The 25,547-nt window shown below is 71.3% G+C and carries 26 protein-coding genes; 10 read left to right on the top strand and 16 right to left on the bottom strand.

Annotation, left to right across the window (positions count from 1 at the left end; translation table 11 throughout):
• Positions 1–34: 34 nt before the first annotated feature.
• Genes ACFVZW_RS18905 through ACFVZW_RS18895 form a run of 3 tightly spaced genes read right to left on the bottom strand, consistent with a single transcriptional unit; the run spans position 35 to position 2,553 of the window.
• Entirely contained in the window at positions 35–649 is a 615-nt protein-coding gene (locus ACFVZW_RS18905; protein ID WP_384522611.1) for an AAA family ATPase, read from the bottom strand.
• 3 nt (positions 650–652) lie between these two features.
• Positions 653–1,327 (bottom strand): response regulator, encoded by a 675-nt coding sequence (locus ACFVZW_RS18900; RefSeq protein ID WP_384522609.1) that lies wholly within the window; start codon positions 1,325–1,327, stop codon positions 653–655.
• A gap of 20 nt (positions 1,328–1,347) precedes the next feature.
• Positions 1,348–2,553 (bottom strand): sensor histidine kinase, encoded by a 1,206-nt coding sequence (locus ACFVZW_RS18895; RefSeq protein WP_384522607.1) that lies wholly within the window; start codon positions 2,551–2,553, stop codon positions 1,348–1,350.
• Positions 2,554–2,650: 97 nt separating this feature from the next.
• Here ACFVZW_RS18895 and ACFVZW_RS18890 point away from each other — a divergent pair, with 97 nt between their 5' ends.
• Positions 2,651–3,616 (top strand): SAM-dependent methyltransferase, encoded by a 966-nt coding sequence (locus tag ACFVZW_RS18890; RefSeq protein ID WP_384522605.1) that lies wholly within the window; start codon positions 2,651–2,653, stop codon positions 3,614–3,616.
• A 110-nt stretch (positions 3,617–3,726) separates the two neighbouring features.
• A complete protein-coding gene (locus ACFVZW_RS18885; RefSeq protein ID WP_384522603.1) occupies positions 3,727–4,869 on the top strand; it encodes an NADH-quinone oxidoreductase subunit D in 1,143 nt (380 codons plus the stop codon).
• Between the two features lie 31 nt (positions 4,870–4,900).
• Here the strand turns inward: ACFVZW_RS18885 and ACFVZW_RS18880 are convergent, their stop codons facing one another.
• From ACFVZW_RS18880 to ACFVZW_RS18860, 5 genes are all read right to left on the bottom strand, one after another.
• Positions 4,901–5,383 (bottom strand): GNAT family N-acetyltransferase, encoded by a 483-nt coding sequence (locus ACFVZW_RS18880; protein ID WP_384522601.1) that lies wholly within the window; start codon positions 5,381–5,383, stop codon positions 4,901–4,903.
• Positions 5,380–6,387, bottom strand: coding sequence for a hypothetical protein (locus ACFVZW_RS18875; protein ID WP_384522599.1), 1,008 nt, complete (start codon positions 6,385–6,387; stop codon positions 5,380–5,382). Before ACFVZW_RS18875 ends, ACFVZW_RS18880 begins: the two co-directional genes overlap by 4 nt.
• Before the next feature lie 130 nt (positions 6,388–6,517).
• Positions 6,518–7,501 (bottom strand): ABC transporter substrate-binding protein, encoded by a 984-nt coding sequence (locus tag ACFVZW_RS18870; protein WP_384522597.1) that lies wholly within the window; start codon positions 7,499–7,501, stop codon positions 6,518–6,520.
• 19 nt (positions 7,502–7,520) lie between these two features.
• A complete protein-coding gene (locus ACFVZW_RS18865; RefSeq protein WP_384522595.1) occupies positions 7,521–8,183 on the bottom strand; it encodes an ABC transporter permease in 663 nt (220 codons plus the stop codon).
• A 1-nt stretch (position 8,184) separates the two neighbouring features.
• Positions 8,185–8,871, bottom strand: a complete 687-nt coding sequence (locus ACFVZW_RS18860; protein WP_384522593.1) for an ABC transporter permease — start codon at positions 8,869–8,871, stop codon at positions 8,185–8,187.
• Positions 8,872–9,013: 142 nt separating this feature from the next.
• Between ACFVZW_RS18860 and ACFVZW_RS18855 the strand changes: the two genes are divergently transcribed.
• Positions 9,014–10,102, top strand: coding sequence for an ABC transporter ATP-binding protein (locus ACFVZW_RS18855; protein ID WP_384522591.1), 1,089 nt, complete (start codon positions 9,014–9,016; stop codon positions 10,100–10,102).
• On the opposite strand, the gene ACFVZW_RS18850 is transcribed toward ACFVZW_RS18855, so the two are convergent.
• Positions 10,089–11,201, bottom strand: a complete 1,113-nt coding sequence (locus tag ACFVZW_RS18850; RefSeq protein WP_384522589.1) for an alpha/beta hydrolase — start codon at positions 11,199–11,201, stop codon at positions 10,089–10,091. The genes ACFVZW_RS18855 and ACFVZW_RS18850 overlap by 14 nt on opposite strands.
• Before the next feature lie 176 nt (positions 11,202–11,377).
• On the opposite strand from ACFVZW_RS18850, the gene ACFVZW_RS18845 reads away from it, so the two are divergent.
• The 6 genes from ACFVZW_RS18845 to ACFVZW_RS18820 all read left to right on the top strand — a co-directional run bounded on the left by ACFVZW_RS18845 (position 11,378) and on the right by ACFVZW_RS18820 (position 16,301).
• Entirely contained in the window at positions 11,378–13,210 is a 1,833-nt protein-coding gene (locus tag ACFVZW_RS18845) for a phosphatidylglycerol lysyltransferase domain-containing protein (protein ID WP_384522587.1), read from the top strand.
• Positions 13,211–13,288: 78 nt separating this feature from the next.
• Positions 13,289–14,149, top strand: a complete 861-nt coding sequence (gene folP / locus ACFVZW_RS18840) for a dihydropteroate synthase (protein WP_384522585.1) — start codon at positions 13,289–13,291, stop codon at positions 14,147–14,149.
• Positions 14,146–14,604: a nuclear transport factor 2 family protein gene (locus ACFVZW_RS18835; protein WP_383556649.1), complete on the top strand. Its 459-nt coding sequence runs from the start codon at positions 14,146–14,148 to the stop codon at positions 14,602–14,604. Before folP ends, ACFVZW_RS18835 begins: the two co-directional genes overlap by 4 nt.
• Before the next feature lie 203 nt (positions 14,605–14,807).
• Positions 14,808–15,167 carry a dihydroneopterin aldolase gene (gene folB, locus ACFVZW_RS18830; RefSeq protein WP_158988273.1) on the top strand — a complete coding sequence of 120 codons (360 nt, stop codon included), beginning with the start codon at positions 14,808–14,810 and terminating at the stop codon, positions 15,165–15,167.
• Positions 15,164–15,763: a 2-amino-4-hydroxy-6-hydroxymethyldihydropteridine diphosphokinase gene (folK, locus tag ACFVZW_RS18825; RefSeq protein ID WP_384522582.1), complete on the top strand. Its 600-nt coding sequence runs from the start codon at positions 15,164–15,166 to the stop codon at positions 15,761–15,763. Before folB ends, folK begins: the two co-directional genes overlap by 4 nt.
• A gap of 49 nt (positions 15,764–15,812) precedes the next feature.
• Positions 15,813–16,301 carry a DUF3180 domain-containing protein gene (locus ACFVZW_RS18820; RefSeq protein ID WP_384522580.1) on the top strand — a complete coding sequence of 163 codons (489 nt, stop codon included), beginning with the start codon at positions 15,813–15,815 and terminating at the stop codon, positions 16,299–16,301.
• Between the two features lie 101 nt (positions 16,302–16,402).
• On the opposite strand, the gene ACFVZW_RS18815 is transcribed toward ACFVZW_RS18820, so the two are convergent.
• The 7 genes from ACFVZW_RS18815 to dacB form a co-directional block, all read right to left on the bottom strand.
• On the bottom strand, positions 16,403–17,305 hold the full coding sequence (locus tag ACFVZW_RS18815; RefSeq protein WP_384522578.1) for a hypothetical protein: 903 nt from the start codon (positions 17,303–17,305) through the stop codon (positions 16,403–16,405).
• A gap of 155 nt (positions 17,306–17,460) precedes the next feature.
• A complete protein-coding gene (folE, locus tag ACFVZW_RS18810; RefSeq protein WP_384522576.1) occupies positions 17,461–18,066 on the bottom strand; it encodes a GTP cyclohydrolase I FolE in 606 nt (201 codons plus the stop codon).
• Positions 18,067–18,162: 96 nt separating this feature from the next.
• Complete coding sequence (ftsH, locus tag ACFVZW_RS18805) at positions 18,163–20,184, bottom strand: ATP-dependent zinc metalloprotease FtsH (protein WP_383556662.1); 2,022 nt, start codon at positions 20,182–20,184, stop codon at positions 18,163–18,165.
• Positions 20,185–20,346: 162 nt separating this feature from the next.
• Entirely contained in the window at positions 20,347–20,886 is a 540-nt protein-coding gene (gene hpt, locus ACFVZW_RS18800) for a hypoxanthine phosphoribosyltransferase (protein WP_132917781.1), read from the bottom strand.
• Between the two features lie 41 nt (positions 20,887–20,927).
• Positions 20,928–21,944 carry a tRNA lysidine(34) synthetase TilS gene (gene tilS, locus ACFVZW_RS18795; protein WP_384522574.1) on the bottom strand — a complete coding sequence of 339 codons (1,017 nt, stop codon included), beginning with the start codon at positions 21,942–21,944 and terminating at the stop codon, positions 20,928–20,930.
• A 196-nt stretch (positions 21,945–22,140) separates the two neighbouring features.
• On the bottom strand, positions 22,141–23,271 hold the full coding sequence (locus tag ACFVZW_RS18790) for a zinc-dependent metalloprotease (protein WP_384522572.1): 1,131 nt from the start codon (positions 23,269–23,271) through the stop codon (positions 22,141–22,143).
• A 49-nt stretch (positions 23,272–23,320) separates the two neighbouring features.
• On the bottom strand, positions 23,321–24,784 hold the full coding sequence (gene dacB, locus ACFVZW_RS18785; protein WP_384522570.1) for a D-alanyl-D-alanine carboxypeptidase/D-alanyl-D-alanine-endopeptidase: 1,464 nt from the start codon (positions 24,782–24,784) through the stop codon (positions 23,321–23,323).
• 102 nt (positions 24,785–24,886) lie between these two features.
• On the opposite strand from dacB, the gene ACFVZW_RS18780 reads away from it, so the two are divergent.
• The gene (locus ACFVZW_RS18780) at positions 24,887–25,381 is read left to right on the top strand and encodes an inorganic diphosphatase (protein ID WP_003968257.1); all 495 of its coding nucleotides are present in this window, start codon (positions 24,887–24,889) and stop codon (positions 25,379–25,381) included.
• Positions 25,382–25,547: the final 166 nt, after the last annotated feature.

Genomic DNA, 25,547 nt, shown 5'->3' with positions numbered 1-25,547 from the left:
CGGACGGGCCCCAGCGGCTCGGGAGGCCCGGCCCTCAGTCGAAGCGGATGTGGGCGAGACCGACCCGCACCCGGCGCAGTCGGTGCCGCAGCGGCCCGTCCGTGTTCGGTGCGAGCCACAGCCCCGCCGTGCGCGCCACCTCGTCCGCGACCTGCGGGACCGTCAGCCGGTCCGTACGGATGTGGTGCGCGAACTCCGGCCGGTTCAGCCGCTCCAGGCACCCGTCCAGCTTGCTCACCGCGAAGCTCTCGCGCTTGAGGCCACGGCCGAGACCGCGCTCCGTCAGCCGCTTCAGGACCGTCTCCCGCCGCGCGAGCAGCGCGAAGTGGTGCACCCGGTCCGCGCCGTGCGCCGCGCGCAGCCGGCCGACGACCTCCTCGAAGTACGCCGGTTCCACCAGCGTCATCGGCACGATCACCGGACCGTCCGTGTGCTCCCGCAGCGCCAGGTCGAGGACCTCGTACACGCCCCGCCGCCAGGCCGGCAGGTCCTGGAAGTCACCTCGAAGGGCCGGCGGCAGGGTGCGATGAAGCCCGAAGCCGACATGCTCCGGGTCGCACACCACACTGCCGGGCAGCCGGCGCCGGAGCTCGTACGCCGTCTGCGTCTTCCCGCCCCCGAAAGGCCCGTTGATCCAGAGCAGCGGCACGGCTCAGACCGCCCCGCCGCCCGCCCGCACCAGGCCCGTCTCGTACGCCAGGACCACCACCTGCACCCGGTCGCGCAGGTCCAGCTTGGTCAGGATCCGGCCGACGTGCGTCTTCACCGTCGCCTCCGACAGCACCAGCCGGGCGGCGATCTCGCCGTTCGACAGGCCCTGCGCGACCAGCATCATCACCTCGCGCTCCCGGTCGGTGAGCCGGTCCACCTCCTTGTGCTGGGGCTCCTTCCCCGACGACGGCAGCATCGGCGAGAAGCGGTCGAGCAGCCGACGCGTGGTCGAGGGGGCCACGACCGCGTCCCCGCTGTGCACGGAGCGGATCGCGCCGAGCAGCTCGTTCGGCGGCACGTCCTTCAGCATGAAGCCGCTCGCGCCCGCCTTCAGCCCGGAGAAGGCGTACTCGTCCAGGTCGAAGGTGGTCAGGATCAGCACCTTGGGGGCGTCGGGCTCCGAGCAGATCCGCCGGGTCGTCTCGACCCCGTCGAGCTTGGGCATCCGTACGTCCATCAGCACGACGTCCACGGCCGTGGAGCGCAGCACCTCCAGCGCCTCCACGCCGTCGCCCGCCTCGGCGACGACATCCATGTCCGGCTGGGCGGCGAGCACCATGCGGAAGCCGGTGCGCAGCAGCACCTGGTCGTCGACGAGCATCACGCGGATGGACATGTGGGGGTTCCTTCGTGTCGTCAGTGGGCGGGCTTCAGGGGGAGCAGGGCGCTGATGCGGAAGCCGCCCCCCGGACGCGGTCCCGCGTCCAGGGTGCCGCCGACCATGCCGACCCGCTCGCGCATGCCGATCAGGCCGTGGCCCCGGCCGTCGGCGCCCCCGTCCTCGTACATCTCGTGCGTCGCCCCGCGGCCGTCGTCCTCGACGAGCAGCCCGAGGCCGTCGTCGAAGTACACCAGGCGGACGCTGGCGCCGACGTCCGGGCCGCCGTGCTTGCGCGTGTTGGTAAGAGCTTCCTGCACGATCCGGTACGCGGTGAGCTCGACGCCGCTGGGCAGCGGGCGCGGCGTCCCCTCGATCCGGAAGTCGACGGTCAGACCGGCCCCGCGGACCTGCTCGACGAGGTCCTCGATCTGCTGGACGTCGGGCTGGGGCACGTACTCCCCCGCCTCCTTGTGCTCGCCCGTGCGCAGGATGCCGAGCAGCCGGCGCATCTCGGCGAGCGCCTGGCGGCCGGTGGAGGAGATCGTCTCCAGGGCCTGCTTGGCCGTCTCCGGGGAGGCGTCCAGGACGTAGGCGGCACCGTCGGCCTGGACCACCATCACCGAGACGTTGTGCGCGACGACGTCGTGCAGCTCACGGGCGATCCGGGCACGCTCGGCGGCGACGGCGACCTTGGCCTGCGCCTCGCGCTCCTGCTCCAGGCGGGAGGCGCGCTCCTCCAGCTGCGCGAAGTAGGCGCGCCGGGTGCGCAGGGAGTCGCCGAGCACCCAGGCGAGGGCGAACGGCACGGTCATGATCACCGTGAAGAAGACGTGCGCCAGGGTGGAGCCGGGGCTGGTCTCGGACGGCCATCTCAGCATGGAGAGCGTGGCGGCGCTGAGACCGCCGACGAGCGCGAGACGCGACGCCCAGCGCGGTCCGTCGTGCGCGGCCACGGTGTAGATGATCACCAGCATGGCGAAGTCGGCGAAGAAGGGCTGCAGCCCGAAGCCGAGCTGGACGAGGCCCAGCGCGACGGCGAGCAGCAGCATCTTCTCGGGTGCGCGGCGGCGCAGCGCGACGACGAGGGAGAACAGCGCGCCGACCACGCCGTACGCGGCGGCGTTGTCGACCGCCGGGTAGGAGGTGCCCACCCACAGCACGGAGAACCCGAGGAGGACGACGGCCCAGAAGGTGTCGACGCCCGTCGGGTGTCTGCGGATGAAGTCGTAGAGGCGCTGCACGTAACCCAGCGTAGGGAAGGTGGATAGGTGCAGGGGTCAACCGTGGGGTCGATCCTTGGCGTGAGGACCGTACTCCGCAAGGTGGAGACTGGGCGGTGTGACGGATGAGACGTGTCAGTGGCAGGGGTGGCGCGAGGCCACGGAGCAGGCGCTGTACGGCCCGGGGGGCTTCTTTCTGCGCCCCGAGGGCCCGGCCGGTCACTTCCGCACCTCGGTGCACGCCTCGCCGCTCTTCGCGGGTGCCGTCGCCCGGCTGCTGACGGGGGTGGCGGAGGAGCTGGGGACGGACGAGGTCGCCTTCGTGGACGTGGGCGCGGGGCGGGGCGAACTGCTGACGGGCGTCCTGGCCGCCGTACCGGAGGGGCTTTCGGTACGGGCGTACGGCGTCGAGCGCGCGGACCGGCCGGCGGGGCTCGATCCCCGGGTGGAATGGACGGACCGGGTGCCGCGGGGGGTCCGGGGGCTGCTCTTCGCGAACGAGTGGCTCGACAACGTGCCGGTGGATGTCGCGGCCGTCGACGAGACGGGGGCGGTCCGGTACGTCGAGGTCCGGGCGGCGGACGGGGCGGAGCGCCTGGGCCGGGTCGTCGAGGGCCCGGACGCGGAGTGGCTCGAGCGGTGGTGGCCGCTCGCGGAGCCCGGCGAGCGGGCGGAGATCGGGCGGCCGCGGGACGAGGCGTGGGCGGCGGCGGTCGGGGCGCTGGCGGCCGGGACGGCGGCGGCGGTGGACTACGGGCATGTACGGGAGTCCAGGCCGCCGTTCGGGACGCTGACGGGGTTCCGGGCGGGGCGGGAGGTCTCGGCGGTGCCGGACGGGTCCTGTGACGTCACGGCGCATGTGGCGATGGATGCGTGCGCCGTGGGGGGCGGGGAGCTGACGACTCAGAGGGAGGCGTTGCGGCGCCTGGGCGTCAGTGGCGATCGGCCTCCGCTGGCGTTGGCGTCCAGCGACCCGGCCGCGTATGTGCGGGCGCTCGGCGGCGCGGGCGAGGCGGCCGAGCTGACCGCGCGCGGTGGGCTGGGGGACTTCCTCTGGCTCGTGCACAGGGTGCCGGGCCTGTAGCCCCCGTTCCGCCCCTGCGGAGCAGGGGCCCGCCACGGTGAGGGGTGGGTGGGGGCCGGCCTGCGGGACGGGTTCCCACAGTGGGCCGTCCGGCAGGGATACTGACTTCCATGACGGAGACGACGGTCGGAATCGGCGGGGCGGCGGAGAGCACCGACATGGTGCTGAACATCGGGCCGCAGCACCCCTCGACCCATGGTGTGCTCCGCCTCCGTCTCGTGCTCGACGGCGAGGTCATCCGGCACGCCGAGCCGGTCATCGGATACATGCACCGCGGCGCCGAGAAGCTCTTCGAGGCGCGCGACTACCGGCAGATCATCATGCTCGCCAACCGCCACGACTGGCTGTCCGCGTTCTCCAACGAGCTCGGTGTCGTCATGGCCGTCGAGCGGATGCTCGGCATGGAGGTCCCCGAGCGGGCCGTCTGGACCCGCACGCTGCTCGCCGAGCTGAACCGGGTGCTCAACCACCTGATGTTCCTGGGGTCGTACCCCCTCGAACTGGGCGGTATCACCCCGGTCTTCCACGCGTTCCGGGAGCGCGAGGAGCTCCAGGCCGTGATGGAGGAGGTCTCCGGCGGCCGGATGCACTACATGTTCAACCGGGTGGGCGGCCTCAAGGAGGACCTGCCGGCCGGATGGCTCGGCCGGGCCCGCGCGGCCGTCGCCGACGTGCGGTCGCGGATGGACGTGTACGACAAGCTGGTCCTCGGCAACGAGATCTTCCGCGGCCGCACCCGGGGCGTCGGTGTCCTCACGGCGGAGACGGCTCACGCGTACGGCGTCTCCGGGCCCATCGCCCGTGCCTCGGGCGTCGACTTCGACCTGCGCCGCGACGAGCCGTACCTGGCCTACGGGGAGCTTCAGGACACCCTGAAGGTCGTCACCCGCCAGGAGGGCGACTGCCTCGCCCGCTTCGAGTGCCTCCTGGAGCAGACCCACAACTCCCTGGACCTCGCCGACGCCTGCCTCGACCGGATCGACGACCTCCCGCCGGGGCCGATCAACCAGCGGCTGCCGAAGGTGCTCAAGGCGCCGGAGGGCCACACGTACGCCTGGACCGAGAACCCGCTCGGCATCAACGGCTACTACCTGGTCTCCAAGGGCGAGAAGACGCCGTACCGGCTCAAGCTGCGCTCGGCGTCCTTCAACAACATCCAGGCGCTGACCGAGCTGCTGCCGGGCACGCTGGTCGCCGACATGGTCGCGATCCTGGGTTCGCTGTTCTTCGTCGTCGGCGACATCGACAAGTAGGCGGACGCCGGCAGGCGGCGGGCCCCCGGGGTCAGTCGTTCCTGCGCATGACCACGAAGTCCTTCGGGTCCTTCTCCGGGCGCCGCCGCTCCGCCACGCTCCAGCCCCACCGCTCGTAGCGTTCGCGCAGCTCGGGCACGTCGAGCGTCATCAGCAGACGGGGGCCGTGGGTCTCCGCGAGGAGGGCGTCGTGCAGGGCGCGGCCCAGACCATGGCCCTGGTGGGCGGGGGCGACGACGAGTTCGGCGAGTTCGAACGCCTCGTCCGCGCCGGAGAGGGCGTTGTCCAGCCAGCCCGCGGCGAACCCGGTCAGGGCGCCGTCGGGGTCGAACGAGGCGACGCAGCGGAAGCCGGGCTGTGGCCCGGACGCCTTGCCGAGCAGCCGTTCCACCGTCCGCAGCGCCCCGCGCGGCGATTCGTGCCAGGGCGGGCCGCAGAACGCCTGCGCGCACAGTGCGATCAACTCGTCCCGCAGCGCGGGCACTTCCCCCGCGGCGAGCGCCCGGATCGTCACGAGCCGACGGCTCCGCGCAGCTCGGCGACGTCGATCTGCTCGGTCTCGTCGTGCGCGGTCAGGTCGATGACCTGGCCGATCGCGCGCTGCTCGGGGGTGCGTCGGACGACGGTCGCCAGGACCTCCTCGCCCACCACGTCCGCGAGGTCGGCGTCCTGCACGGCCTCGATGGCGGCCGCCGCCTTCTGCATGCCGAAGAAGTCGAAGCCTCCCTCGGGGCGCGGGGCGCGGCGGGCGGCGTAGGGGACGATCGCGGACGCGGCCGGGACGGGCCGGACGGCGGGCAGGGCGGAGGGAGCGGGGGCGGGCACCACGGCGGTCGACGGGCGAGCGTGCTGCTCGGTGCCGGCGGCCGCCGCGTGCTTCCCCTGCGGCTCCTCCGTCTCACGGGCGCGCTCGGCGAGATCGCGGCTGCGGGCGGCCTCGGCCGTGCGGCGGGCCTCCTGGGCGGCGGCGTTGCGCGCCAGGTTGCGCAGGGCCTCGGCGGCCTCGCGGTACGCGGCCGGGGCGGGCGTGGACCCGGCGGCCGTGAGCTCCTTGGCCGGCGCGGCCGACTCCAGGGCGAGCTGGCGGCGGCCTTCCAGTGCGCTGGCCCGCTCGGTCTCGGCGTTGGCGTACCGGCGCAGCAGCGCCGCGTGCTCTCCGCGCAGTCCGGCGAGCTCGACCCGCTTGGCGCGCAGCTTGGCGTCGAGTTTGGCGCGCAGCTCGCGGGACTCGTCGAGGTCGGCCTCGAGCTCGGCTATCCGCTCCTCGGTCTTCCACTGGTCGGCGGTCCGGGCCCGGGTCAGCTCGGCGACCTGCCGGCCGGCGCTCCGGTCCCAACTGCGCATGATGACGCCACCGGTGACCGCGGCCGCCGCGGCGGCCGCCACGAGCAGCCGCAGCGCCACGGGATCGGCGAGCAGCCAGGCGCCCGCGGCACAGACGACCGACGCTCCGGCGACCGCCGAGGGCGGCAGGAGCTTGTGCAGAGGAGGTGAATGGCGGTGGCGTCCACGTGGCATGGCCTGAAATTTACCGTGCGTAGGCGCCGTATGGGGTGTCGGCCCGGCAATCTCTTGGCCACTTCTCGCCGTCGTTCTCGACGCCGGGCCCGCACCTCACCGATCCGGGCCGACACCCCCTACCCGGCCCCTACTTCTTGACCAGCCCCTTCGACTCCAGATAGGCCTTCGCGACGTCCTCGGGCTTGGCGCGCTCCGCGTCCACCTTGAGGTTCAGTTCGGCGAGATCGGCCGTCGTGAGGACCTTTGTGATCTTGTCGAGGGCGGCGGCGATCTCCGGCGATCCGGCGTCCTTGGCATTGACGACGGGCAGCACATTGTCGGCGTTCTGCAGCTTCTTGTCGTCGGTCAGGAAGACCAGACCGAAGCTGTCGATCGTCGCGTCCGTCGTGGTGGTCAGCACCAGCTGGTCCACGCCGTCCTTGACCGCCTGCTTGGACTGCGGCGTGCCGACACCCTTGGGGTCGATCCCGGTCACGTCGATCCCGTAGGTCTTCTTCAGACCCGGTGCGCAGAACGGCCGTATCTCGCATTCGTCGCCCGCCGCGATCTTCACCTTCAGCTTGGCGGCGCCGAGATCCGAAAGCGTCTTCAGCTTGTTCTTCTCGGCGAATTCCTTGGACACCGCGAAGGCGTTCTGGTCGACCGCCTCGCCTACCGCGAGGACCTTCAGTCCGCGCGGCTCCGCGAGCTTCTTCAGCGCCTCCACCGTGGCCGTCGCGTCCCCGGACGCCACCGGCTTCTCCTCGGGCGCCTTCGGACCGTTCACCTTGGCATTGAGGAATTCCGCGATGGTCGCCGCGTATTCCGGTACGACGTCGATCTCGCCCTTCTCCAGCGAGGGTTCGTACAGCTCGCGGTTCTTCACCGTGGTGACGCTCGCGGAGTATCCGGCGTCGTCCAGCACCTGCGCGTACAGCTCGGCGAGCACCTTGGACTCGGTGAACGCGGCGGCGCCCACGACGAGCGAGCCCTTGCCCTTGCCCGAACCCGCCGCCGGCGCGTTGCTCTTCTCCAGGCTGTCGCCGCCGCATGCGGCGAGCCCGGCGGTCAGCGCCGCCACGCCCAGCACGGCACCCGCGGTGCGCGAGATCCTGCTCACGAGATCACCCATTCCATTCGTCGTTCCGAAGTCACAGCGTCCTGCGGCCGAGCAGCCGGTCCGCCCCCACGAGCACGGCCTCCACCAGGAGGGCGAGCAGCGCCACGAGCAGCGCGCCCGCGACCACCTGCGGGGTGTTGTACGTGTTGAATCCGGCGGTGATGATCCGGCCCAGGCCGCCCTGGCCGACCATCGCCGCGATGGTCGCCGTGGCGACCACCTGCACGGCGGCCGACCGCAGCCCCGTCATGACCAGCGGGCGGGCGAGGGGCAGTTCGACCTTGCGGAAGACCTGCCCGCCCGACATGCCCATCCCCCGGGCCGCCTCGACCACCGCCCGGTCCACCTCCCGCATCCCCACGTACGCGTTGGTGAGCAGCGGGGGCACCGCGAAGAGCACCAGCGCGATCACCGTCGGGACGTACCCCGCGTTGCGCAGCGGCGACACCATGAAGAGGGCGAGCACCGCGAAGACCGGGATCGCCCGTCCGGCGTTGGAGACGTTGACGGCGACCGCGCCGCCCTTGCCGAGGTGTCCGAGCCCGAGTCCGAGCGGCAGGGCTACGGCGCAGGCGAGCAGGAGCGCGAGCCCGCTCACGTACACATGCTCGCCGAGCCGGTGCCACACCCCGCCGTCGCCGGCCCAGTTGGCGCCCGTGGTCAGCCAGCTCCAGGCGTCCGCCATGACCCCCATGTCACTCGCCCCCCGCCGTGGCGCGTATGCGGGTCCACGGCGTGAGCAGCCGCTGCATGCCGAGGAGCAGCAGGTCGGCGGCGACCGCGAGGAGCACGCAGAGCAGGGAGGCGGCGAGCACCTGCGCCTTGAAGAACGTCGGCAGCGCGTCCTCGATGAGGTTGCCGAGCCCGCCGCGGCCGACGATCGAGCCGACCGTGGTCAGCGCGATCGTGGAGACCGTCGCCATGCGTATGCCGGCCATCAGGGCCGGAAGCGCGAGGGGGAGTTCGACCTCCCACAGCATCCGGCCCGAGCCGTACCCCATGCCGCGCGCGGCCTCTCGCGTCTCGGCCGGCACCGCCTCCAGGCCCGCCAGGATGTTCCGTACGAGGATCGTCAGCGAATACAGCACGAGTCCGGTCACCACGAGCGCCGCGGAGAGCCCGAGGAACGGGAGCAGCAGCGAGAACATCGCCAGCGACGGAATCGTGTACAGCAGCGTCGTGAGACCGAGGACCGGTCCGGCGAGGCGCGGACGGGCCCGCACGAGCAGCGCCAGCGGAAAGGCGACGGCGAGTCCGATCAGGACGGACACGGCCGTGATCCCCACGTGCTGGAGCAGCGCGCTGGTCAACTCCTCGCTGCGGGTGCGCAGATACTCCCCGCAGATCCAGTCGTTCGTCACCAGACAATTCGACGCGCTCATGTGCCCTCCCCCCGGTCGCCCGCCCTGCCGAACGTATGTCCAGCGACCCTAACCCCCGCCACCGACAATCGCCGAGGACCGCCACAATGCGGCAACACCCCCTTCACACACCCCCGGCCGCCAGACGTCAGAATGGGGAACCATGATCCGGTTCGAGCAGGTGACCAAGCGGTACGCGGACGGCACGACGGCCGTCGACGGCCTCTCCTTCGAGGTCGCCGAGGGAGAACTGGTCACGCTCGTCGGCCCGTCCGGCTGCGGCAAGACCACCACCATGAAGATGGTGAACCGGCTCATCGAACCGACCGAGGGGCGCATCCTCCTCGGCGGCGAGGACATATCCGCGATCGACCCGGTCCAACTGCGCCGCCGTATCGGCTACGTCATCCAGCAGGTCGGGCTCTTCCCGCACCGCACGGTCCTCGACAACACCGCGACCGTCCCCCACCTGCTCGGCGCCCCGCGCGCCCGGGCCCGTGCCCGCGCCGCCGAACTCCTCGACCTGGTCGGCCTCGATCCGAAGAAGTACGGCGGCCGCTACCCCGAGCAGCTCTCCGGCGGCCAGCGCCAGCGCGTCGGCGTGGCCCGCGCGCTCGCCGCCGACCCGCCCGTGCTCCTGATGGACGAGCCGTTCGGCGCGGTCGACCCCGTCGTCCGCGAGCGCCTGCAGAGCGAGTTCCTCAAGCTCCAGTCGCAGGTCCGCAAGACCGTCCTGCTGGTCACCCACGACCTGGAGGAGGCCGTCCGCCTCGGCGACCGGATCGCCGTCTACGGACAGGGCACGATCGAGCAGTTCGACACCCCGGCCCGGGTGCTCGGCGCCCCCGCCACCCTGTACGTCGCCGAGTTCGTCGGCGCCGACCGCGGCCTCAAGCGGCTCTCCGTCACCCCCGTCGACGCCGACGCCCTGGAGAAGGCACCGGTCCTGCGCCCCGGCGACACCGCGCCCGACGCGCCCTGGTCCGTCGTCCTCGACGCGGACGGCCGGCCGCGGGGCGGGGTGGCGGCGCACGAGCCCGGCCGCACCCGCCCCGCGCCCGATCCGGTCCCGCTCGGCGCCTCCCTCCGGGAGGCGCTGGCCGCGCTGCTCCAGCACGACACCGGCTGGCTCCCCGTCACCGACCCCGCCGACGGCGGCCGGTTCGCCGGAGTCCTCACCCCGGCGGGCGTCCACCGGGCGCTGCGCGCGGCGACCGAAGCGGCCGAGGAGACCGCGGTCAGTTCGCGCTGAGCCGCCCGCTCATCCAGACGAGACCCGGCGGGATCTCCCGGTTCCAGGTGTTGAAGTTGTGCCCGCCGCTGTCGAGCGTGATCGAGGAGACCCGCGCGGGGGCCTTCACCTTCCTGACGAAGTCGAGGGTCGCCCGGCGGTTCCCCTCGCCCTCCTTCGACGTGGTCACCAGGAACGACGACTTCCCCTGCGGCGCGTGGTCCAGGCTCCACAGCAGGTCGGCCCGGTTGCGCGCCGCCGTGTCGCCGTGGAAGAGATCGCCCGTCGTCACGTCCTCCGCCGCCTTGTAGTACGCCGAGAAGCCCGCGCCCGCCGCGAACCGGTCCGGGTGGTGCAGCGCGATCTTCAGGGCGCAGTAGCCGCCGGTCGAGTTCCCCATGAAGCCCCAGTTCCGCGCCTTCGTCCCCACCCGGTACGTCTCGGAGACCGCCTTCGGCAGGTCCTCGGCGAAGAAGGTCTCGGTCTGCGGACCACCGGGGATGTTCACGCACTCCGTGTCCCGCGGCGGCGCCACGGTCGGCCGCAGCATCACCAGGATCATCGGCTTCATCTTCTTCTCCTTGGCCTGGAGAAAGGCCGTCTTCGGGTACTTCAGCCCCTTGAGGAGGTTCTCGGCCGTGCCCGGGTAGCCCGTCAGCACCACCGAGGCGGGGAAGGTGCTCTTCGCGTACTCCTTCTGGAAGTACTCCGGAGGCAGATACACATAGGCCGGGGAGTCGATCTTCGACTTCTCGCCGGCGACGACGATCTTCTGGATCTGGCCGCCGACCTCCGGACGGCCGCCGCCGGGCACGTCCACCGCCTGCGTGCCGACGACCTTGATGTCCTTGGAGCCGGCCGAGTGGTCGACGACCACCCCCAGGTCCTGCTCCTGGCCGAAGAGGTCCGCCCAGGAGCCGTAGAACAGGAAGGAATTGTTCGCCGCCAGACCGACCGAGGCGAACAGGGCGAGCTGGGTGGCGAGCAGCAGCCCGATCCGGCCGAGGACCGACCGCACGCCGCCGCGCGACAGCCGCGGCCACAGCCAGACCGTGGCCACGAACAGCACCACCGCCACGACGACGGCGAGCGCCAGAACCTTGTTGCTGGTGAGACCCATGAGACGCCCGAGCCCTCTTCCTGATCCTGCTTGCTGAGAATTTCCTGTGCCTGAATGAACCCGCCCCGCCGCGATGCCGTCCTAGAAGGCGCAAAACCTCCGGCACGGCCCGCCCCTGACCACCGCGCGGCCGCCGGATTCAATCTTTCGCGGAGCCACGGGAAGCACGGGAAGCGATGTCTGTCACGGTAGATGGGGACAAATCAGGATCGGTTCCGGATCGAGTACGCCGGATTCTGCGGGGACCTCGACCCGAGAAGGTCCCCGCCCTCGTCGGTACGGCCTGCACCCTCATCGGCCTGATCGACATCGCCGCGGGCGTCTTCCCGCGCTTCCGGGCCAGCCGGATGCACGCCGTCGCCGAGGTCCTGCCCGGCACGCTCGGACCGCTCTCCGCGGCCCTCTCCCTCAGCGCCGGCGTCCTGCTCCTGCTCCTCGCCCACGGCCTCAAGCGCCACAAGCGCCGCGCCTGGCGCGCCGCCGTCGTCCTGCTGCCGCTCGGCGCCGCCGCCCAGTTCGTCTGGCGCCACTCCGTCCTCGGCGCCCTGCTCTCCCTCGCGCTGCTCGCCCTGCTGCTGCGCCACCGGAGCCAGTTCGCCGCACTGCCCGACCCCCGCAGCCGCTGGAAGGCCCTCGCCAACTTCGTCCTCATGGGCGCCGGATCCATCGCCCTCGGCCTGGTCATCGTCAGCGCCCACCCCCGCCGCGTCGTCGGCAGCCCCGGCCTCACCGACCGCCTCGAACACGTCCTGTACGGACTCTTCGGCTTCGAAGGCCCCGTCGGCTACACCGGCGGCGTCGACTGGACCGTCGGCTACTCCCTCGGCGCCCTCGGCATGCTGACCGCCCTCACCACCATCTACCTGGCCTTCCGCCCCGAACACCCCGCCGCCCGGCTCACCGAGGACGACGAGACCAGGCTGCGCGCCCTCCTCGACAAGCACGGCCGCCGCGACTCCCTCGGCCACTTCGCCCTCCGCCGCGACAAGGGCGTCGTCTTCTCCCCCAGCGGCAAGGCCGCCGTCTGCTACCGCGTCGTCTCCGGCGTCATGCTCGCCAGCGGCGACCCCATCGGCGACGTCGAGGCCTGGCCCGGTGCCATCGACCGCTTCATGGACGAGGCCAAGGCCCACTCCTGGACCCCCGCCGTCATGGGCTGCTCCGAGACCGGCGGCGAGGTCTGGACCCGCGAGACCGGACTCGACGCCCTCGAACTCGGCGACGAGGCGGTGGTGGACGTCGCGGATTTCTCCCTCTCCGGGCGCGCCATGCGCAATGTGCGCCAGATGGTGAAGCGGATCGAACGCAACGGCTACACCACCAAGGTCCGCCGAGTCCGTGACCTGTCCGACGGCGAACTCGCCCGCGTCCGCCGCGCCGCCGCCGACTGGCGCGGCACCGACACCGAGCGCGGCTTCTCCATGGCACTCGGCCGCATCGGCGACCCGGGCGACGGAGACGCCGTCATAGCCACCGCGCACAAGGACGATCCCGACTCCGCCTACGGCGACCTCAAGGCGATCATCCACTTCGTGCCCTGGGGCACCGACGGCATGTCCCTGGAACTCATGCGCCGCGACCGCTCCGCCGACCCCGGCATGAACGAACTCCTCATCGTCGCCGCCCTCCAGGACTCCCCCCGCCTCGGCATCGAACGCGTCTCGCTCAACTTCGCCATGTTCCGCTCCGCGCTCGCCCGCGGCGAGAAGATCGGCGCCGGACCCGTCCTCCGCCTCTGGCGCGGACTCCTCGTCTTCCTCTCCCGCTGGTTCCAGATCGAGTCCCTGTACAAGTTCAACGCGAAGTTCCAGCCCCGCTGGGAGCCCCGCTTCGTCGTCTACCGCAAGAGCCGCGACCTGCCCCGCATCGGCTTCGCCGCCATGCAGGCCGAAGGCTTCGTGAACCTCGCCCCGCCCCGCCCCTTCGCCCGCCGCCGGCCCGCCGCCGAACCCCGTCCCTGCGCCCACATCGTCGCCCCGCAGCCGGACCGCGAGATCCGCGCCGCCTGACCCGGACGCCCGCACCGCCCGGCCGGGACGCGCCCCCGACCCGGCACCGCCGACGCGGGCAGCCCCTAGTCTGGACATATGAGTACGTTGATCGGTCGGGGCACGGCCCGGGGCCTGCCGGAGTGGGACCGCTGCGCGGTCATGGGCGTCGTGAACGTGACCCCGGACTCCTTCTCCGACGGCGGCCGCTGGTTCGACACCACGGCCGCCGTCAAACACGGGCTCCACCTCGTCTCCGAAGGCGCCGACCTCGTCGACGTCGGCGGCGAGTCCACCCGCCCCGGCGCCAGCCGCGTCGACGAGGAGGAGGAACTCCGCCGAGTCGTCCCCGTCGTCCGCGGCCTCGCCGCCGAAGGCGTCACCGTCTCCGTCGACACCATGCGCGCCTCCGTCGCCCACGCCGCCGTCGCTGCGGGCGCCACCCTCGTCAACGACGTCAGCGGCGGCCTCGCCGACCCCCGGATGGTCCCCGCCGTCGCCGCCGCCGAAGTCCCCTTCGTCGTCATGCACTGGCGCGGCTTCAGCCAGGACATGAACAGCCTCGCCGTCTACGACGACGTCGTCGGCGAAGTCGTCACCGAACTGCGCCACCGCATGGAGGCCGTCGTCGAAGGCGGCGTCGCCCCCGAACGGATCGTCATCGACCCCGGCCTCGGCTTCGCCAAACTAGCCCCCCACGACCTCGCCCTCGTCGCCCACCTCCCCGAACTGCGCGCCCTCGGCAGGCCCCTGCTCGTCGCCGCCTCCCGCAAGCGCTTCCTCGGCCACGTCCTCACCCGCGACGGCGCCACCCCACCCCCCGCCCGCGAACGCGACGCCGCCACCGCCGCCGTCTCCGCCATCGCCGCCCACGAAGGCGCCTGGGCCGTCCGCGTCCACGAAGTCAGGGCCACCGCCGACGCCGTCAGGGTCGCCAGAGCCGTCGAGGGAGCCGTGTGACCCACCAGACCGACACCGAAGCGGTCGAGGCCGCCAACACCGCCTTCTACGAGGCGATGGAACGCGGCGACTTCGAGGAGATCTCCGAACTCTGGCTCGACGACGGCGCCACCCCCATCAGCTGCGTCCACCCCGGCTGGCCCGTCCTCTCCGGCCGCGGCGAGGTACTCCGCTCGTACGCCCTGATCATGGCGAACACCGAGTACATCCAGTTCTTCCTGACCGACCTGAAGGTCTCCCTCGCCGGCGATGTGGCCGTCGTCACCTGCACCGAGAACATCCTCAGCGGCGGACCCGCCGAGGACGGAGCCGAACTCGGACCCCTCGTGGGCCAGCTCGTCGTCGCCACCAATGTGTTCCGCCGCACATTCGACGGCTGGCGGATCTGGTCCCACCACGGCTCCCCGGTACTCACCGAAACGGACGACGAAGAGGACGAGGAACCCGGCTCCTGACAGGGCTCCCCGGTCCTTTCGGGTGACACCCGGGATTGGAATCCAGCGCTCTGGGTAGGGGCCGCACCCAGCCCCTGTGGCCCTCGCCGCAGCCCCCCGTGGGCAAGCGCTGTCGGTGCTCGCAGGTAGATTCGATGCTGGACACCCGGCCGTCCGCACCCGGCTGCGTGGCCACAAGAACTACGACAGCAGGAGTGATTCGCGTGGATCGTGTCGCGCTGCGCGGCCTCAAGGCCCGAGGACACCATGGCGTCTTCCCCAAGGAACGCGAAGAGGGCCAGACCTTCATCGTGGACCTCGTCCTGGGCCTGGACACCCGCCCCGCGGCAGCCGACGACGACCTGACGAAGACCGTGCACTACGGCGTCGTCGCGGAGGAAGTCGTCGATGTCGTCCAGGGCGAGCCCGTGGACCTGATCGAGACGCTCGCCGAGCGCATCGCCCAGCAGTGCCTCAAGCACGCGGGCGTCCAGGAGGTCGAGGTCGTCGTCCACAAGCCGGACGCGCCGATCACGGTCCCCTTCGACGACGTGACCATCACCATCACCCGGAGCCGAGTATGAAAAGCACGCACAGCGACCCCACCGTGCAGCCCGTACCCGCCTCCGTCGTCGAAGCGGTCGACGCCGCCGACGTGACGCTCTCCAACCCCAAATGGGCCGTCATCGCCCTCGGCGCCAACCTCGGCAACCGCCTGGAGACCCTCCAGGGCGCCGTCGACGCCCTGGAGGACACCCCGGGCCTCCGGGTCAAGGCCGTCTCCCCCGTCTACGAGACGGAGCCCTGGGGCGTCGAGCCCGGCTCCCAGCCCTCGTACCTCAACGCGGTCGCCCTGGTGAAGACGACGCTGCCGCCCAGCTCCCTCCTGGAGCGGGCCCACGCCGTCGAGGAGGCCTTCCACCGGGTCCGCGAGGAGCGCTGGGGCGCGCGCACGATCGACGTCGACATCGTGGCGTACGCCGACGTGGTCTCCGACGACCCCGTCCTCACGCTCCCCCACCCCCGCGCCCACCAGCGCGCCTTCGTCCTCGCCCCCTGGCACGACGTGGACCCCGAAGCCAAGCTGCCCGGACACGGCCCCGTCGCCGACCTGCTCACCGCCGTCGGCAGCGAGGGCGTCGTGCCGCGCGTCGACCTGGAACTCCGTCTGCCCGAGTAGTCGTTACGCTCGTGGGACATCGCCCCCACGACGACACGAAGGACACCCGGTGAAACAACTGCGGCTCAAGATTCTCGCCGGACTGTTCATCGTGGCCGGAATCCTGTCCTGGGGCGCGGCACGCCTCTGGGACGCGGTGGGCACCCTGCCGAGCGTGCCGCTCGCCGCCCCGATCGTCCTCGCGGCCATCGCGGTCGTGCTGACCGCGACGGCCCTCTCCATCCGCTCCCGCCTGAAGGCCCAGCGCGAGCGCCGCCCCGGCGCGAAGGGCGTCGAGCCGCTGATGGCGGCCCGCGCGGTGGTCTTCGGCCAGGCGAGCGCCCTCGTCGCCGCCCTGGTCGCCGGCATGTACGGCGGCACGGGCGTCTTCCTCCTCGGCTCCCTGGACATCCCGGCCCGCCGCGACCAGGCGATCTACGCCGGCTTCTCGGTCCTGGCCGGCATCGCCGTGATCGCGGCGGCCCTCTTCCTGGAACGTGTCTGCAAGCTCCCCGAGGACGACGACCACAACGGCAAGGGCACGGCGCCGGTGGCCTAGGGGGTGGGCACCTACATCGGCGGCCCCCGACCGCGTACGGCGATCGTCGCCGGTCGTCTCGATCACGCCCGCAGGCTAACGGCCGCGACTGACAATGCGGCCTACCAGGGCTCCCGCACGAGATGGCCGTTCACCAGGAAGGTGGGGTGGGGTTCGAGCCGGTAGCTGTAGAGCGTGAAGGGCTTGACGGGCATCGGCCTCCGACGGACGTCCAGGACTTCGACCCACTGGGACTCCCTCGGCTCCAGCGGATGCCGCTCGGGCCGAAACGTGCCCCGACCAGCCCAGCTGTCGGCAACCACCAGGTGGGACGCGAGCCCGTTGTTCCGGGCCGTGAATCGAGCTCCGATCACGCATGCCAGCTCGGCGAGGAACGGAGCGTTCGCGCTGACGATCACACGGGACCGGCCATCTTTGAGCCGACATCCGTCGCCGTCGATGTACCCGTCAAGGAACCCTTCGAAGACCTCTCGATCTCGGAGCACCACGCGGGGAAACCGCTGGCGCATGTGGTGGGCGTCGCCCCCGACGTACTGACGCAGAGCATCGGCGAGGTACGAGGAGACAACCCGGACGCGGAAACCCGGCGCATCCCTCTTCAGGTAGCCGGATGGGCGCGTGGTGGGCTCCAGCCGCGCCGGTAACCCTGTAGCCGCGGTCAGACACGCTGCGTAGCGTGCGGCGAAGGCCTCGTCATTCACGACAAGCGAGACGTAGTTCTTGCCGACGGAGCCGTCCGAACAGGTTGCGCCGACGAAGTAGCCGAACTCGTAACCTGGCCGAACGGTCAACCGACCGCGACACAGCTTCCGGGCGGGCGTCCACGCCACGACGGTCCCGACAGCATCCGCCGCATGCGTCCACCCGTCAGGCGTGCCCAGTAATTGCGCGGGTGCCGCCAGGAACATCGCATGCTCCGTCACGACCTCGACGACCTCACGGTCGTTGCCCGCGTGACGCCGGTGACCATCGTCTGCGCCGTCCGCCCGCCATCCAGCGTCCATAGGCAGTCGCCCACGCGGACGTTCACGGCCCGTTCACGGCCACCGACAACGTTCACCGTCTGACGGCTCGGAAACCCTTGCCCCAGCGCGATCCCCCTTGATCAGCGATCATCTCCACTGATTCGGGACGGTATCGGGCAGCACCGACAATGGGCCTATCGCGCCATGATCAGACTCATGGCCTCATTGCGCGTCGCGGGGTCGCGGAGCTGGCCGCGGACGGCCGAGGTGATGGTCTTCGCGCCCGGCTTGCGGATGCCGCGCATCGACATGCACATGTGCTCGCACTCGATCACCACGATCACACCGCGCGGCTCCAGGATCTCCATCAACGAGTCGGCCACCTGCGTGGTCAGCCGCTCCTGGACCTGGGGGCGACGGGCGTAGACGTCCACGAGCCGGGCAAGCTTCGACAAGCCGGTGATCTTGCCGGAGGTCGAGGGGATGTAGCCGACGTGAGCAACTCCCCTGAACGGGACCAGGTGATGTTCACAGCAGCTCGTCACTTCGATGTCCTTCACCAGGACCATCTCGTCGTGGCCCAGGTCGAACGTCGTCGTCAGGACATCCTCAGGGCGCTGCCACAAGCCCCCGAATATCTCCTTGTACGCCCGCGCCACGCGCCCGGGCGTCTCCCGCAGCCCCTCGCGGTCCGGGTCCTCTCCGACCGCGATGAGAAGCTCTCGTACGGCGTTCTCGGCTCGCTTCTCGTCGAACTCGCCGATCGTGCTCTCGCCGTCCAGCGTCACCGGGTCGGTCATCAGTGCCTCGTTCCATCTGACTCTTGGCGCGAAATGGCCGCGCCCCCACAGGCTAGAACCTGTGGGGGCACGGCTTCCATTCCGGGGTGGCGGAGGTCAGGCCTCCGGGGCCTCCTCGGGGGCGACCTCGATCGCCTTCGTGGTGTCCACCGGCGCACTGCCGTTCGCGCCGTTCGTCAGTGCCAGCTCCTTGGGGGAGAGCACCGGCGGACGGGTCGAGGGCGTGCGGCGGGAGGAACCGGTCCAGGCCGGGCGGGCCGGGCGCTTGACGATCGGGGCGAAGATCTCGGCGATCTCCTCCTTGCCCAGCGTCTCCCTCTCCAGGAGCTGCAGGACCAGGTTGTCGAGAACGTCACGGTTCTCGACGAGGATCTCCCACGCCTCGTTGTGCGCGGTCTCGATGAGCTTCTTGACCTCTTCGTCGACCAGCGCGGCGACCTCTTCCGAGTAGTCGCGCTGGTGCGCCATCTCACGGCCGAGGAACGGTTCGGTGTTGTCGCCGCCGAACTTGATGGCGCCGAGCCGCTCGGTCATGCCGTACTGCGTGACCATCGCGCGTGCGGTGGCCGTGGCCTTCTCGATGTCGTTCGCCGCGCCCGTGGTCGGGTCGTGGAAGACGAGCTCCTCGGCCGCGCGCCCGCCCAGCATGTACGCGAGCTGGTCGAGCATCTCGTTGCGGGTGGTCGAGTACTTGTCCTCGTCCGGGAGCACCATCGTGTAGCCCAGGGCACGGCCGCGGGACAGGATCGTGATCTTGTGGACGGGGTCGGAGTTCGGCGAGGCCGCCGCGACGAGGGCGTGGCCGCCCTCGTGGTACGCGGTGATCTTCTTCTCCTTGTCCGACATGATCCGGGTCCGCTTCTGCGGGCCCGCGACCACGCGGTCGATCGCCTCGTCCAGGGAGTGGTTGTCGATCAGCTTCTTGTCCGAACGGGCGGTGAGGAGCGCCGCCTCGTTGAGGACGTTGGAGAGATCGGCACCGGTGAAGCCGGGGGTGCGACGGGCGACGGCGCCGAGGTCGACGTCCGGTGCGACCGGCTTGCCCTTCTGGTGGACCTTGAGGATCTCGAGGCGGCCCTGCATGTCCGGGCGGTCGACGGCGATCTGCCGGTCGAAGCGGCCGGGGCGCAGGAGCGCCGGGTCGAGGATGTCGGGCCGGTTGGTGGCGGCGATCAGGATGACGCCGCCCTTCACGTCGAAGCCGTCCATCTCGACGAGGAGCTGGTTGAGGGTCTGCTCGCGCTCGTCGTGGCCACCGCCGAGGCCGGCACCGCGGTGACGGCCGACGGCGTCGATCTCGTCGACGAAGACGATCGCCGGTGCGTTCGCCTTGGCCTGCTCGAAGAGGTCGCGGACACGGGAGGCGCCGACACCGACGAACATCTCGACGAAGTCGGAGCCGGAGATCGAGTAGAACGGCACGCCGGCCTCGCCCGCGACGGCGCGCGCGAGGAGGGTCTTGCCGGTTCCGGGCGGGCCGTAGAGCAGCACACCCTTGGGGATCTTGGCGCCGACGGCCTGGAACTTCGCCGGCTCCTGGAGGAATTCCTTGATCTCGTGGAGTTCCTCGACGGCCTCGTCGGATCCCGCCACATCGGCGAAGGTGGTCTTCGGGGTGTCCTTGGTGATCAGCTTGGCCTTGGACTTCCCGAAGTTCATGACTCGGGAGCCGCCGCCCTGCATCTGGTTCATCAGGAACAGGAAGACGACCACGATGAGGACGAAGGGGAGCAGCGAGAGCAGCACCGACAGGAACGGGCTCTGCCGCTCCGGGGAGACGGTGTAGCCCTTGTCCAGGGCGCCGGAGGCGGCCTGGTCCTGGAGCGTGGTGGTCAGGTTGGCACCCTGGTCACCGATGTAGCTGGCCTGGATCTTGGTGCTGCCGCCGTACTTGTCCTTGTCGGCGCCCTTCTTGAGCTCGACCTTGATGACCTGCTCGTCGCCGGTCGTCAGCTTGACCTGGTCGGCCTGCTTGTCATTGATCGCCTGGACGACCCTGCTGGTGTCCACCGTCTTGTAGCCCTCGGACGAGCCGACGACCTGCATCAGCACGACCACGGCGAGGACGGCCAGCACGATCCACATGACCGGCCCACGGAAGTATCGCTTCACGTCCATCCATACGGAGCGAGAACGCTCCGTCCCTCCTGCCCGTAGGTAAATGCTGCTGTGAGAGCTGCTGTGAGAAAAAGCTGTTCTTCGGAAGGTACCTCAGCACGGGGACCCGTGACCGCCTTCCCTTGCTCCAACGGCGGGAGGGCGGTACGGGTTCCCGTGGCTTCAGCCCCCGTAGACGTGCGGCGCGAGCGTGCCGACGAAGGGGAGGTTGCGGTACTTCTCCGCGTAGTCGAGGCCGTAGCCGACGACGAACTCGTTGGGGATGTCGAAGCCGATCCACTTCACGTCGATGGCGACCTTGGCGGCGTCGGGCTTGCGCAGGAGGGTGCAGACCTCGAGGGAGGCCGGTTCGCGCGAGCCGAGGTTCGACAGCAGCCACGACAGGGTCAGGCCGGAGTCGATGATGTCCTCGACGATCAGGACGTGCTTGCCCTTGATGTCGGTGTCGAGGTCCTTGAGGATCCGGACGACGCCGGAGGACTGGGTGCCGGCGCCGTAGGAGGAGACGGCCATCCAGTCCATGGTGACGGGGGTGGACAGCGCGCGCGCCAGGTCCGCCATCACCATCACGGCGCCCTTGAGGACGCCGACGATGAGCAGGTCCTTGCCCGCGTACTCCGCGTCGATCTTCGCGGCCAGCTCGGCCAGCTTCGCGTCGATCTCTTCCTTGGTGATGAGCACCGACTTGAGGTCGGTGCCCATGTCCTTCTCGTTCACCCGGGTCACTTTCGTTGCAGCTTGCGTCAGCCTTGCCGAATGACCAGTCTGCCACCCTGCCGTCGTGCCTCGACGCGGCCGGGCAGATTGATGGCTCCTTGGCCGCGCCAGCCGGTGATGAGCCGGTCGACCTCTTCGATGTGGCGGGCGAAGAGGGACCCGGCGGGTGCGCCTTCGGCGATCATGGCGCGGCGCAGGATGCGGCGGCGGACGGCGGGCGGGAGTCCGTAGAGCTTGGCGCATTCGAGGCGGCCGGCTTCGTCGCGTACGGCGGTCTCGGCGTCGGCGGCCCAGGAGTCGAGGGCGTCGGCGTCGTCGCGGGAGAGCTGGGCCGTCCGGGCGAGGGCTTCGACGACGCCCTTGCCAAGGGCCTTCTCGAGGGCGGGGAGGCCCTCGTGGCGGAGCCGGGAGCGGGTGTAGGCGGGGTCCGCGTTGTGGGGGTCGTCCCAGACGGCCAGTTCCTGGGCGACGCAGGCCTTGCGGACGGTCTGCCGGTCGAGCTCCAGGAAGGGGCGGCGGTAGCGGCCGGCGGCGCCGGAGACGGCGGCCATGCCGGAGAGGGAGCGGATGCCCGAGCCGCGGGCGAGGCCGAGCAGGACGGTTTCGGCCTGGTCGTCGCGGGTGTGGCCGAGCAGGACGGCGCTGGCGCCGTGGCGTTCGGCTGCCTCGTCGAGGGCGGCGTAGCGGGCGTCGCGGGCGGCGGCCTCGGGCCCTCCTTCGCGGCCGACGGTGACGGCTACGGCTTCGACGGGGTCGAGGCCGAGCGCGGCCATGCGTCCGGCGACCTCGGTGGCACGCTGGTCGGAGCCGTCCTGGAGGCCGTGGTCGACGGTGACGCCGCCGGCGCGGACGGCGAGTTTGCGGGCTTCGAAGGCGAGTGCGGAGGCGAGCGCCATGGAGTCGGCACCGCCGGAGCAGGCGACGAGCACGAGGGGGTGCTCGCCGGGTGTCGCGGCGGGGTCTGTCCGGTGCTCGGTGATGACGTCGTGGAGTACGCGGCGGACCGCCAGGCGTATCGCCGCGACCGCAGGATGGGGACCCATGTCCGGTGCCCTTCGTGATGGGGTGGGGTGCCTCGGTCGGAGTCTTAACGGTCGGAAGAGGGGTTTCGGTCACTCAGAGTGCGTCGATGGTGACAGAACCTGGCCGTTACCCGAGCATTGCACGCCCCACCCTTTGCCTAGGGTCCCTCGGATGGGTGATTGGTGGTGTGTTCTTCCGTCGTACGCCGCACCCGTCTCACGAGTCTGCCTTACGGTGCACCCTCGCCACCCAGTCGGCGGGCTTGGCGATCTCGGCCTTGGTGGGAAGTGTGTTCGGCGAGGTCCAGACGCGGTTGAAGCCGTCCATGCCGACCTCGTCGACGACGGCGCGGACGAAGCGTTCGCCGTCGCGGTACTGGCGCAGTTTGGCGTCGAGGCCGAGGAGCTTGCGCAGGGCGAGGTCGAGGCGGGAGGCGCCGCGGGCGCGCCGCTGCTGGAACTTCTCGCGGATCTCGGCGACGGAGGGCACGACCTGGGGGCCGACGCCGTCCATGACGTAGTCGGCGTGGCCTTCGAGGAGGGACATGACGGCGGTGAGGCGGCCGAGGATCTCGCGCTGCTCGGGGGTCTGTACGAGTTCGACGAGGGAGGGGCCGGGTTCGCCTTCCTCGCCTTCGGGGCGGCCGCCGGCGAGGGCCTGGGCGGCTTCGCGCAGTCGCTCGACGACGGTGGAGGGGTCGACCTCGGTGGCGCCGAGGAAGGACTGGATCTCGCCCTGGAGGTGGTCGCGGAGCCAGGGGACGGCGGTGAACTGGGTGCGGTGGGTCTCTTCGTGGAGGCAGACCCAGAGCCTGAAGTCGTGGGGGTGGACGGCGAGTTCGCGCTCGACGTGGACGATGTTGGGCGCGACGAGGAGGAGGCGGCCGCCGCCGTTGTCCCCGGCGGGGAGTTCGCGGGTGGCGGGGGCGAAGGTCTCGTACTGGCCGAGGATCCGGGAGGCGAGGAAGGACAGCAGCATGCCCAGTTCGACGCCGGTGACCTTGCCGCCGACCGTGCCGAGGACGGTGCCGCCGGGGGTGTTCGAGCGGCGTTCCTGCATCTTGTCGAGGAGGGGGGAGAGCAGTTCGCGGAAGCCGGCGACGTTGGCCCTGACCCAGCCGGCGCGGTCCACGACGAGGACGGGTGTGTCCCGTGGTTCGTGGCCTTCGGGGATCATCCGGGTGAAGGCCCTGACGTGTTCCTCGGACGCCTTGGCGTGGCGGCGTAGCTCCGCGACGACCTCGCGGGCCTCGTCCCGGCTCACCTCCGGGCCGGGCCTCAGCAGTCGGGTCGCGGTCGCGACCGCGAGATTCCAGTCGACCATCTCGGCACCACCGATGCTCGTCATGCGTCAACCGTACGTTCTCGACGCCTGTTCGGTGAGGCTTCGGACCTGTTCAGCCCTGGGGGGCGAGTGCGGCGGAGAGCCGGTCGAGGGCGGGTTGGGCCGTGTAGGGCGAGGCGGTCCGTCCGGCGAGGAAGGCGAAGGCGAGGAGTCGGCCGTCGGCGGTGACGACGGTTCCGGCGAGTGTGTTGACGCCTGTCAGGGTGCCGGTCTTGGCGCGGACGAGGCCGGCGCCGTTGGTGGCGGGTGCGGTGTCGAAGCGGCCTTCGAGGGTGCCGCTGAAGCCGCCGACGGGCAGGCCGGTGAGGACCGGGCGCAGTGCGGGGCGGGTGGGGTCGGCCGCGCGGGTGAGGAGGCCGGTGAGCAGTGCGGCGGAGACCCGGTCGTCGCGGGAGAGGCCGCTGCCGTCGGCGAAGCGGGCTCCGGCGGTGGGGAGGCCGAGTGCGGCGAGTTCGGCCCGGACGGCCTTGTCGGCGCCCGCGAAGCTCGCGGGCTGCTTGCGGGCGAGGGCGGTCTGCCGGGCGAGGGCCTCGGCGAGGTCGTTGTCGCTGTGGGTGAGGGTGCGTTCGACGAGGGCGGAGAGCGGGGCGGATTCGGTACGGGCCAGGGGCGCGGCGGGGTCCTTGGCGGCCTTGGGGTCCTTGGGCGCCTTGGGGTCCTTGGGCTCGTCGGGCGCCTTGGGGGCGCGGGCGGGCGTCGGGGTGCCCTGGACCTTCGTACCGGCCTTGCCGAGGAGTTCGGCGAAGGCGGTGGCGGCGTCTCCGGCGGGGTCCGCGGTGCGCGGGGCGGGTCCGCTGTCGGAATCGTCCAGGCGGCCCTCGTCGAGCATCAGGGCACTGACGGGGGCGATGTTGTCGTTGGGACCTATGGGATGCCGGGCGGGGCCCTCGTAGAGGCCCGTGTCGTAGGCGACCCGTACGCCGGCGACGCCCCGGTCCTTCAGGGCGCGGGCGGTGCCGTCGGCCAGGGCCTTCAGGCGGGCGCGGTCCAGGGTGGGGTCGCCGCCGCCGACGAGGGTGACCGTGCGGCCGTCGGGGGAGGCGACGACGGTGGTGGGGATGCGGTGGTCGGGTCCGAGGGCGGAGAGGGCGGCGACCGAGGTGGCGATCTTGATCGTGGACGCGGGGGTCATGGGGGTGGTGGCGCCCTCCCCGTAGAGCTGCTTCCCGGTGGCCACGTCGACGACCGAGGCGGTGCGCAGCGTGCCGAGGCCGGGGTCGGCGAGGAGCGGGACGAGGATGGTGGCGAGGTCGGCCGGACGGGCGGTGCCCGGGGCGTCGAGCGCGCGGAGGACTCCGGCGGCGCTGGGGGCGGGGGCGGGTCGCTGCGGGCCGGCGGGGGGCCGGGATTCCGCGTGATGTGCGCCACCTGTCGGGGTCGTGGCGGCCGCGCGGGCCCGCTCGGCCTTACGCTGGCCGTTGTCCCACGGGCCGGCGGCGGACACCGCTCCGGCGGCCAGGGCCAGACCGAGCACGGCAGACCCCACCGTGACCTGCCACGTCCTCGGCTCCGGCATTGCTGACCAGCCCCTTTCGCGATCACACACAGGCGTGAGGGACACTTAATCACTGCGCGTTGTCGCAGGCATTCACATGTGTTGATTCAGGAGGAGCCACCCGTGGAGTTCGACGTCACCATCGAGATCCCGAAGGGGTCGCGGAACAAGTACGAGGTCGACCACGAGACGGGTCGCATCCGCCTGGACCGTCGTCTCTTCACCTCGACCAGCTACCCGGCCGACTACGGCTTCGTCGAGAACACCCTCGGCGAGGACGGCGACCCGCTGGACGCGCTGGTCATCCTGGACGAGCCGACGTTCCCCGGCTGCCTGATCAAGTGCCGCGCCATCGGCATGTTCCGCATGACGGACGAGGCCGGCGGCGACGACAAGCTGCTGTGCGTCCCCGCGTCGGACCCGCGCGTCGAGCACCTGCGCGACATCCACCACGTGTCGGAGTTCGACCGCCTGGAGATCCAGCACTTCTTCGAGGTCTACAAGGACCTGGAGCCGGGCAAGTCGGTCGAGGGCGCCGACTGGGTCGGCCGCGCCGAGGCCGAGGCCGAGATCGAGGCCTCCTACAAGCGCCTGGAGGCGCAGGGCGGCGCCCACTGAGTGGGTCCCTGCTGAAGCTGTGACGGGCGGTGCACCACGCGGGGGCGCCCCCCCCCTCCCCGTCACCACACATCCCCGCCCTACGTGACCTATCCACCCGCGCCCGGGGCCTCTCGGCTGTCCGGGGGGGGTAACCCCGCCTGGCCATCACAGCCCGGGCCCGGAG

It is taken from the genome of Streptomyces sp. NPDC059567 (genome assembly GCF_042735655.1).
Taxonomy (GTDB): Bacteria; Actinomycetota; Actinomycetes; order Streptomycetales; family Streptomycetaceae; genus Streptomyces.
Note: the sequence above shows the minus strand (reverse complement) of the source record. Positions and strands in the feature narration are given on the sequence as shown.

Bases quoted from the DNA above. Each gene is read 5' to 3' on its own strand.
- ACFVZW_RS18900 (WP_384522609.1), bottom strand. From the start codon at position 1,327: ATGTCCATCCGCGTGATGCTCGTCGACGACCAGGTGCTGCTGCGCACC.
- ACFVZW_RS18885 (WP_384522603.1), top strand. From the start codon at position 3,727: ATGACGGAGACGACGGTCGGAATCGGCGGGGCGGCGGAGAGCACCGAC.
- ACFVZW_RS18875 (WP_384522599.1), bottom strand. From the start codon at position 6,387: ATGCCACGTGGACGCCACCGCCATTCACCTCCTCTGCACAAGCTCCTG.
- ACFVZW_RS18870 (WP_384522597.1), bottom strand. From the start codon at position 7,501: ATGGGTGATCTCGTGAGCAGGATCTCGCGCACCGCGGGTGCCGTGCTG.
- ACFVZW_RS18865 (WP_384522595.1), bottom strand. From the start codon at position 8,183: ATGGGGGTCATGGCGGACGCCTGGAGCTGGCTGACCACGGGCGCCAAC.
- ACFVZW_RS18860 (WP_384522593.1), bottom strand. From the start codon at position 8,871: ATGAGCGCGTCGAATTGTCTGGTGACGAACGACTGGATCTGCGGGGAG.
- ACFVZW_RS18855 (WP_384522591.1), top strand. From the start codon at position 9,014: ATGATCCGGTTCGAGCAGGTGACCAAGCGGTACGCGGACGGCACGACG.
- ACFVZW_RS18850 (WP_384522589.1), bottom strand. From the start codon at position 11,201: ATGGGTCTCACCAGCAACAAGGTTCTGGCGCTCGCCGTCGTCGTGGCG.
- ACFVZW_RS18845 (WP_384522587.1), top strand. From the start codon at position 11,378: ATGTCTGTCACGGTAGATGGGGACAAATCAGGATCGGTTCCGGATCGA.
- folP (WP_384522585.1), top strand. From the start codon at position 13,289: ATGAGTACGTTGATCGGTCGGGGCACGGCCCGGGGCCTGCCGGAGTGG.
- folK (WP_384522582.1), top strand. From the start codon at position 15,164: ATGAAAAGCACGCACAGCGACCCCACCGTGCAGCCCGTACCCGCCTCC.
- ACFVZW_RS18815 (WP_384522578.1), bottom strand. From the start codon at position 17,305: ATGGACGCTGGATGGCGGGCGGACGGCGCAGACGATGGTCACCGGCGT.
- folE (WP_384522576.1), bottom strand. From the start codon at position 18,066: ATGACCGACCCGGTGACGCTGGACGGCGAGAGCACGATCGGCGAGTTC.
- ftsH (WP_383556662.1), bottom strand. From the start codon at position 20,184: ATGGACGTGAAGCGATACTTCCGTGGGCCGGTCATGTGGATCGTGCTG.
- hpt (WP_132917781.1), bottom strand. From the start codon at position 20,886: ATGGGCACCGACCTCAAGTCGGTGCTCATCACCAAGGAAGAGATCGAC.
- tilS (WP_384522574.1), bottom strand. From the start codon at position 21,944: ATGGGTCCCCATCCTGCGGTCGCGGCGATACGCCTGGCGGTCCGCCGC.
- ACFVZW_RS18790 (WP_384522572.1), bottom strand. From the start codon at position 23,271: ATGACGAGCATCGGTGGTGCCGAGATGGTCGACTGGAATCTCGCGGTC.
- dacB (WP_384522570.1), bottom strand. From the start codon at position 24,784: ATGCCGGAGCCGAGGACGTGGCAGGTCACGGTGGGGTCTGCCGTGCTC.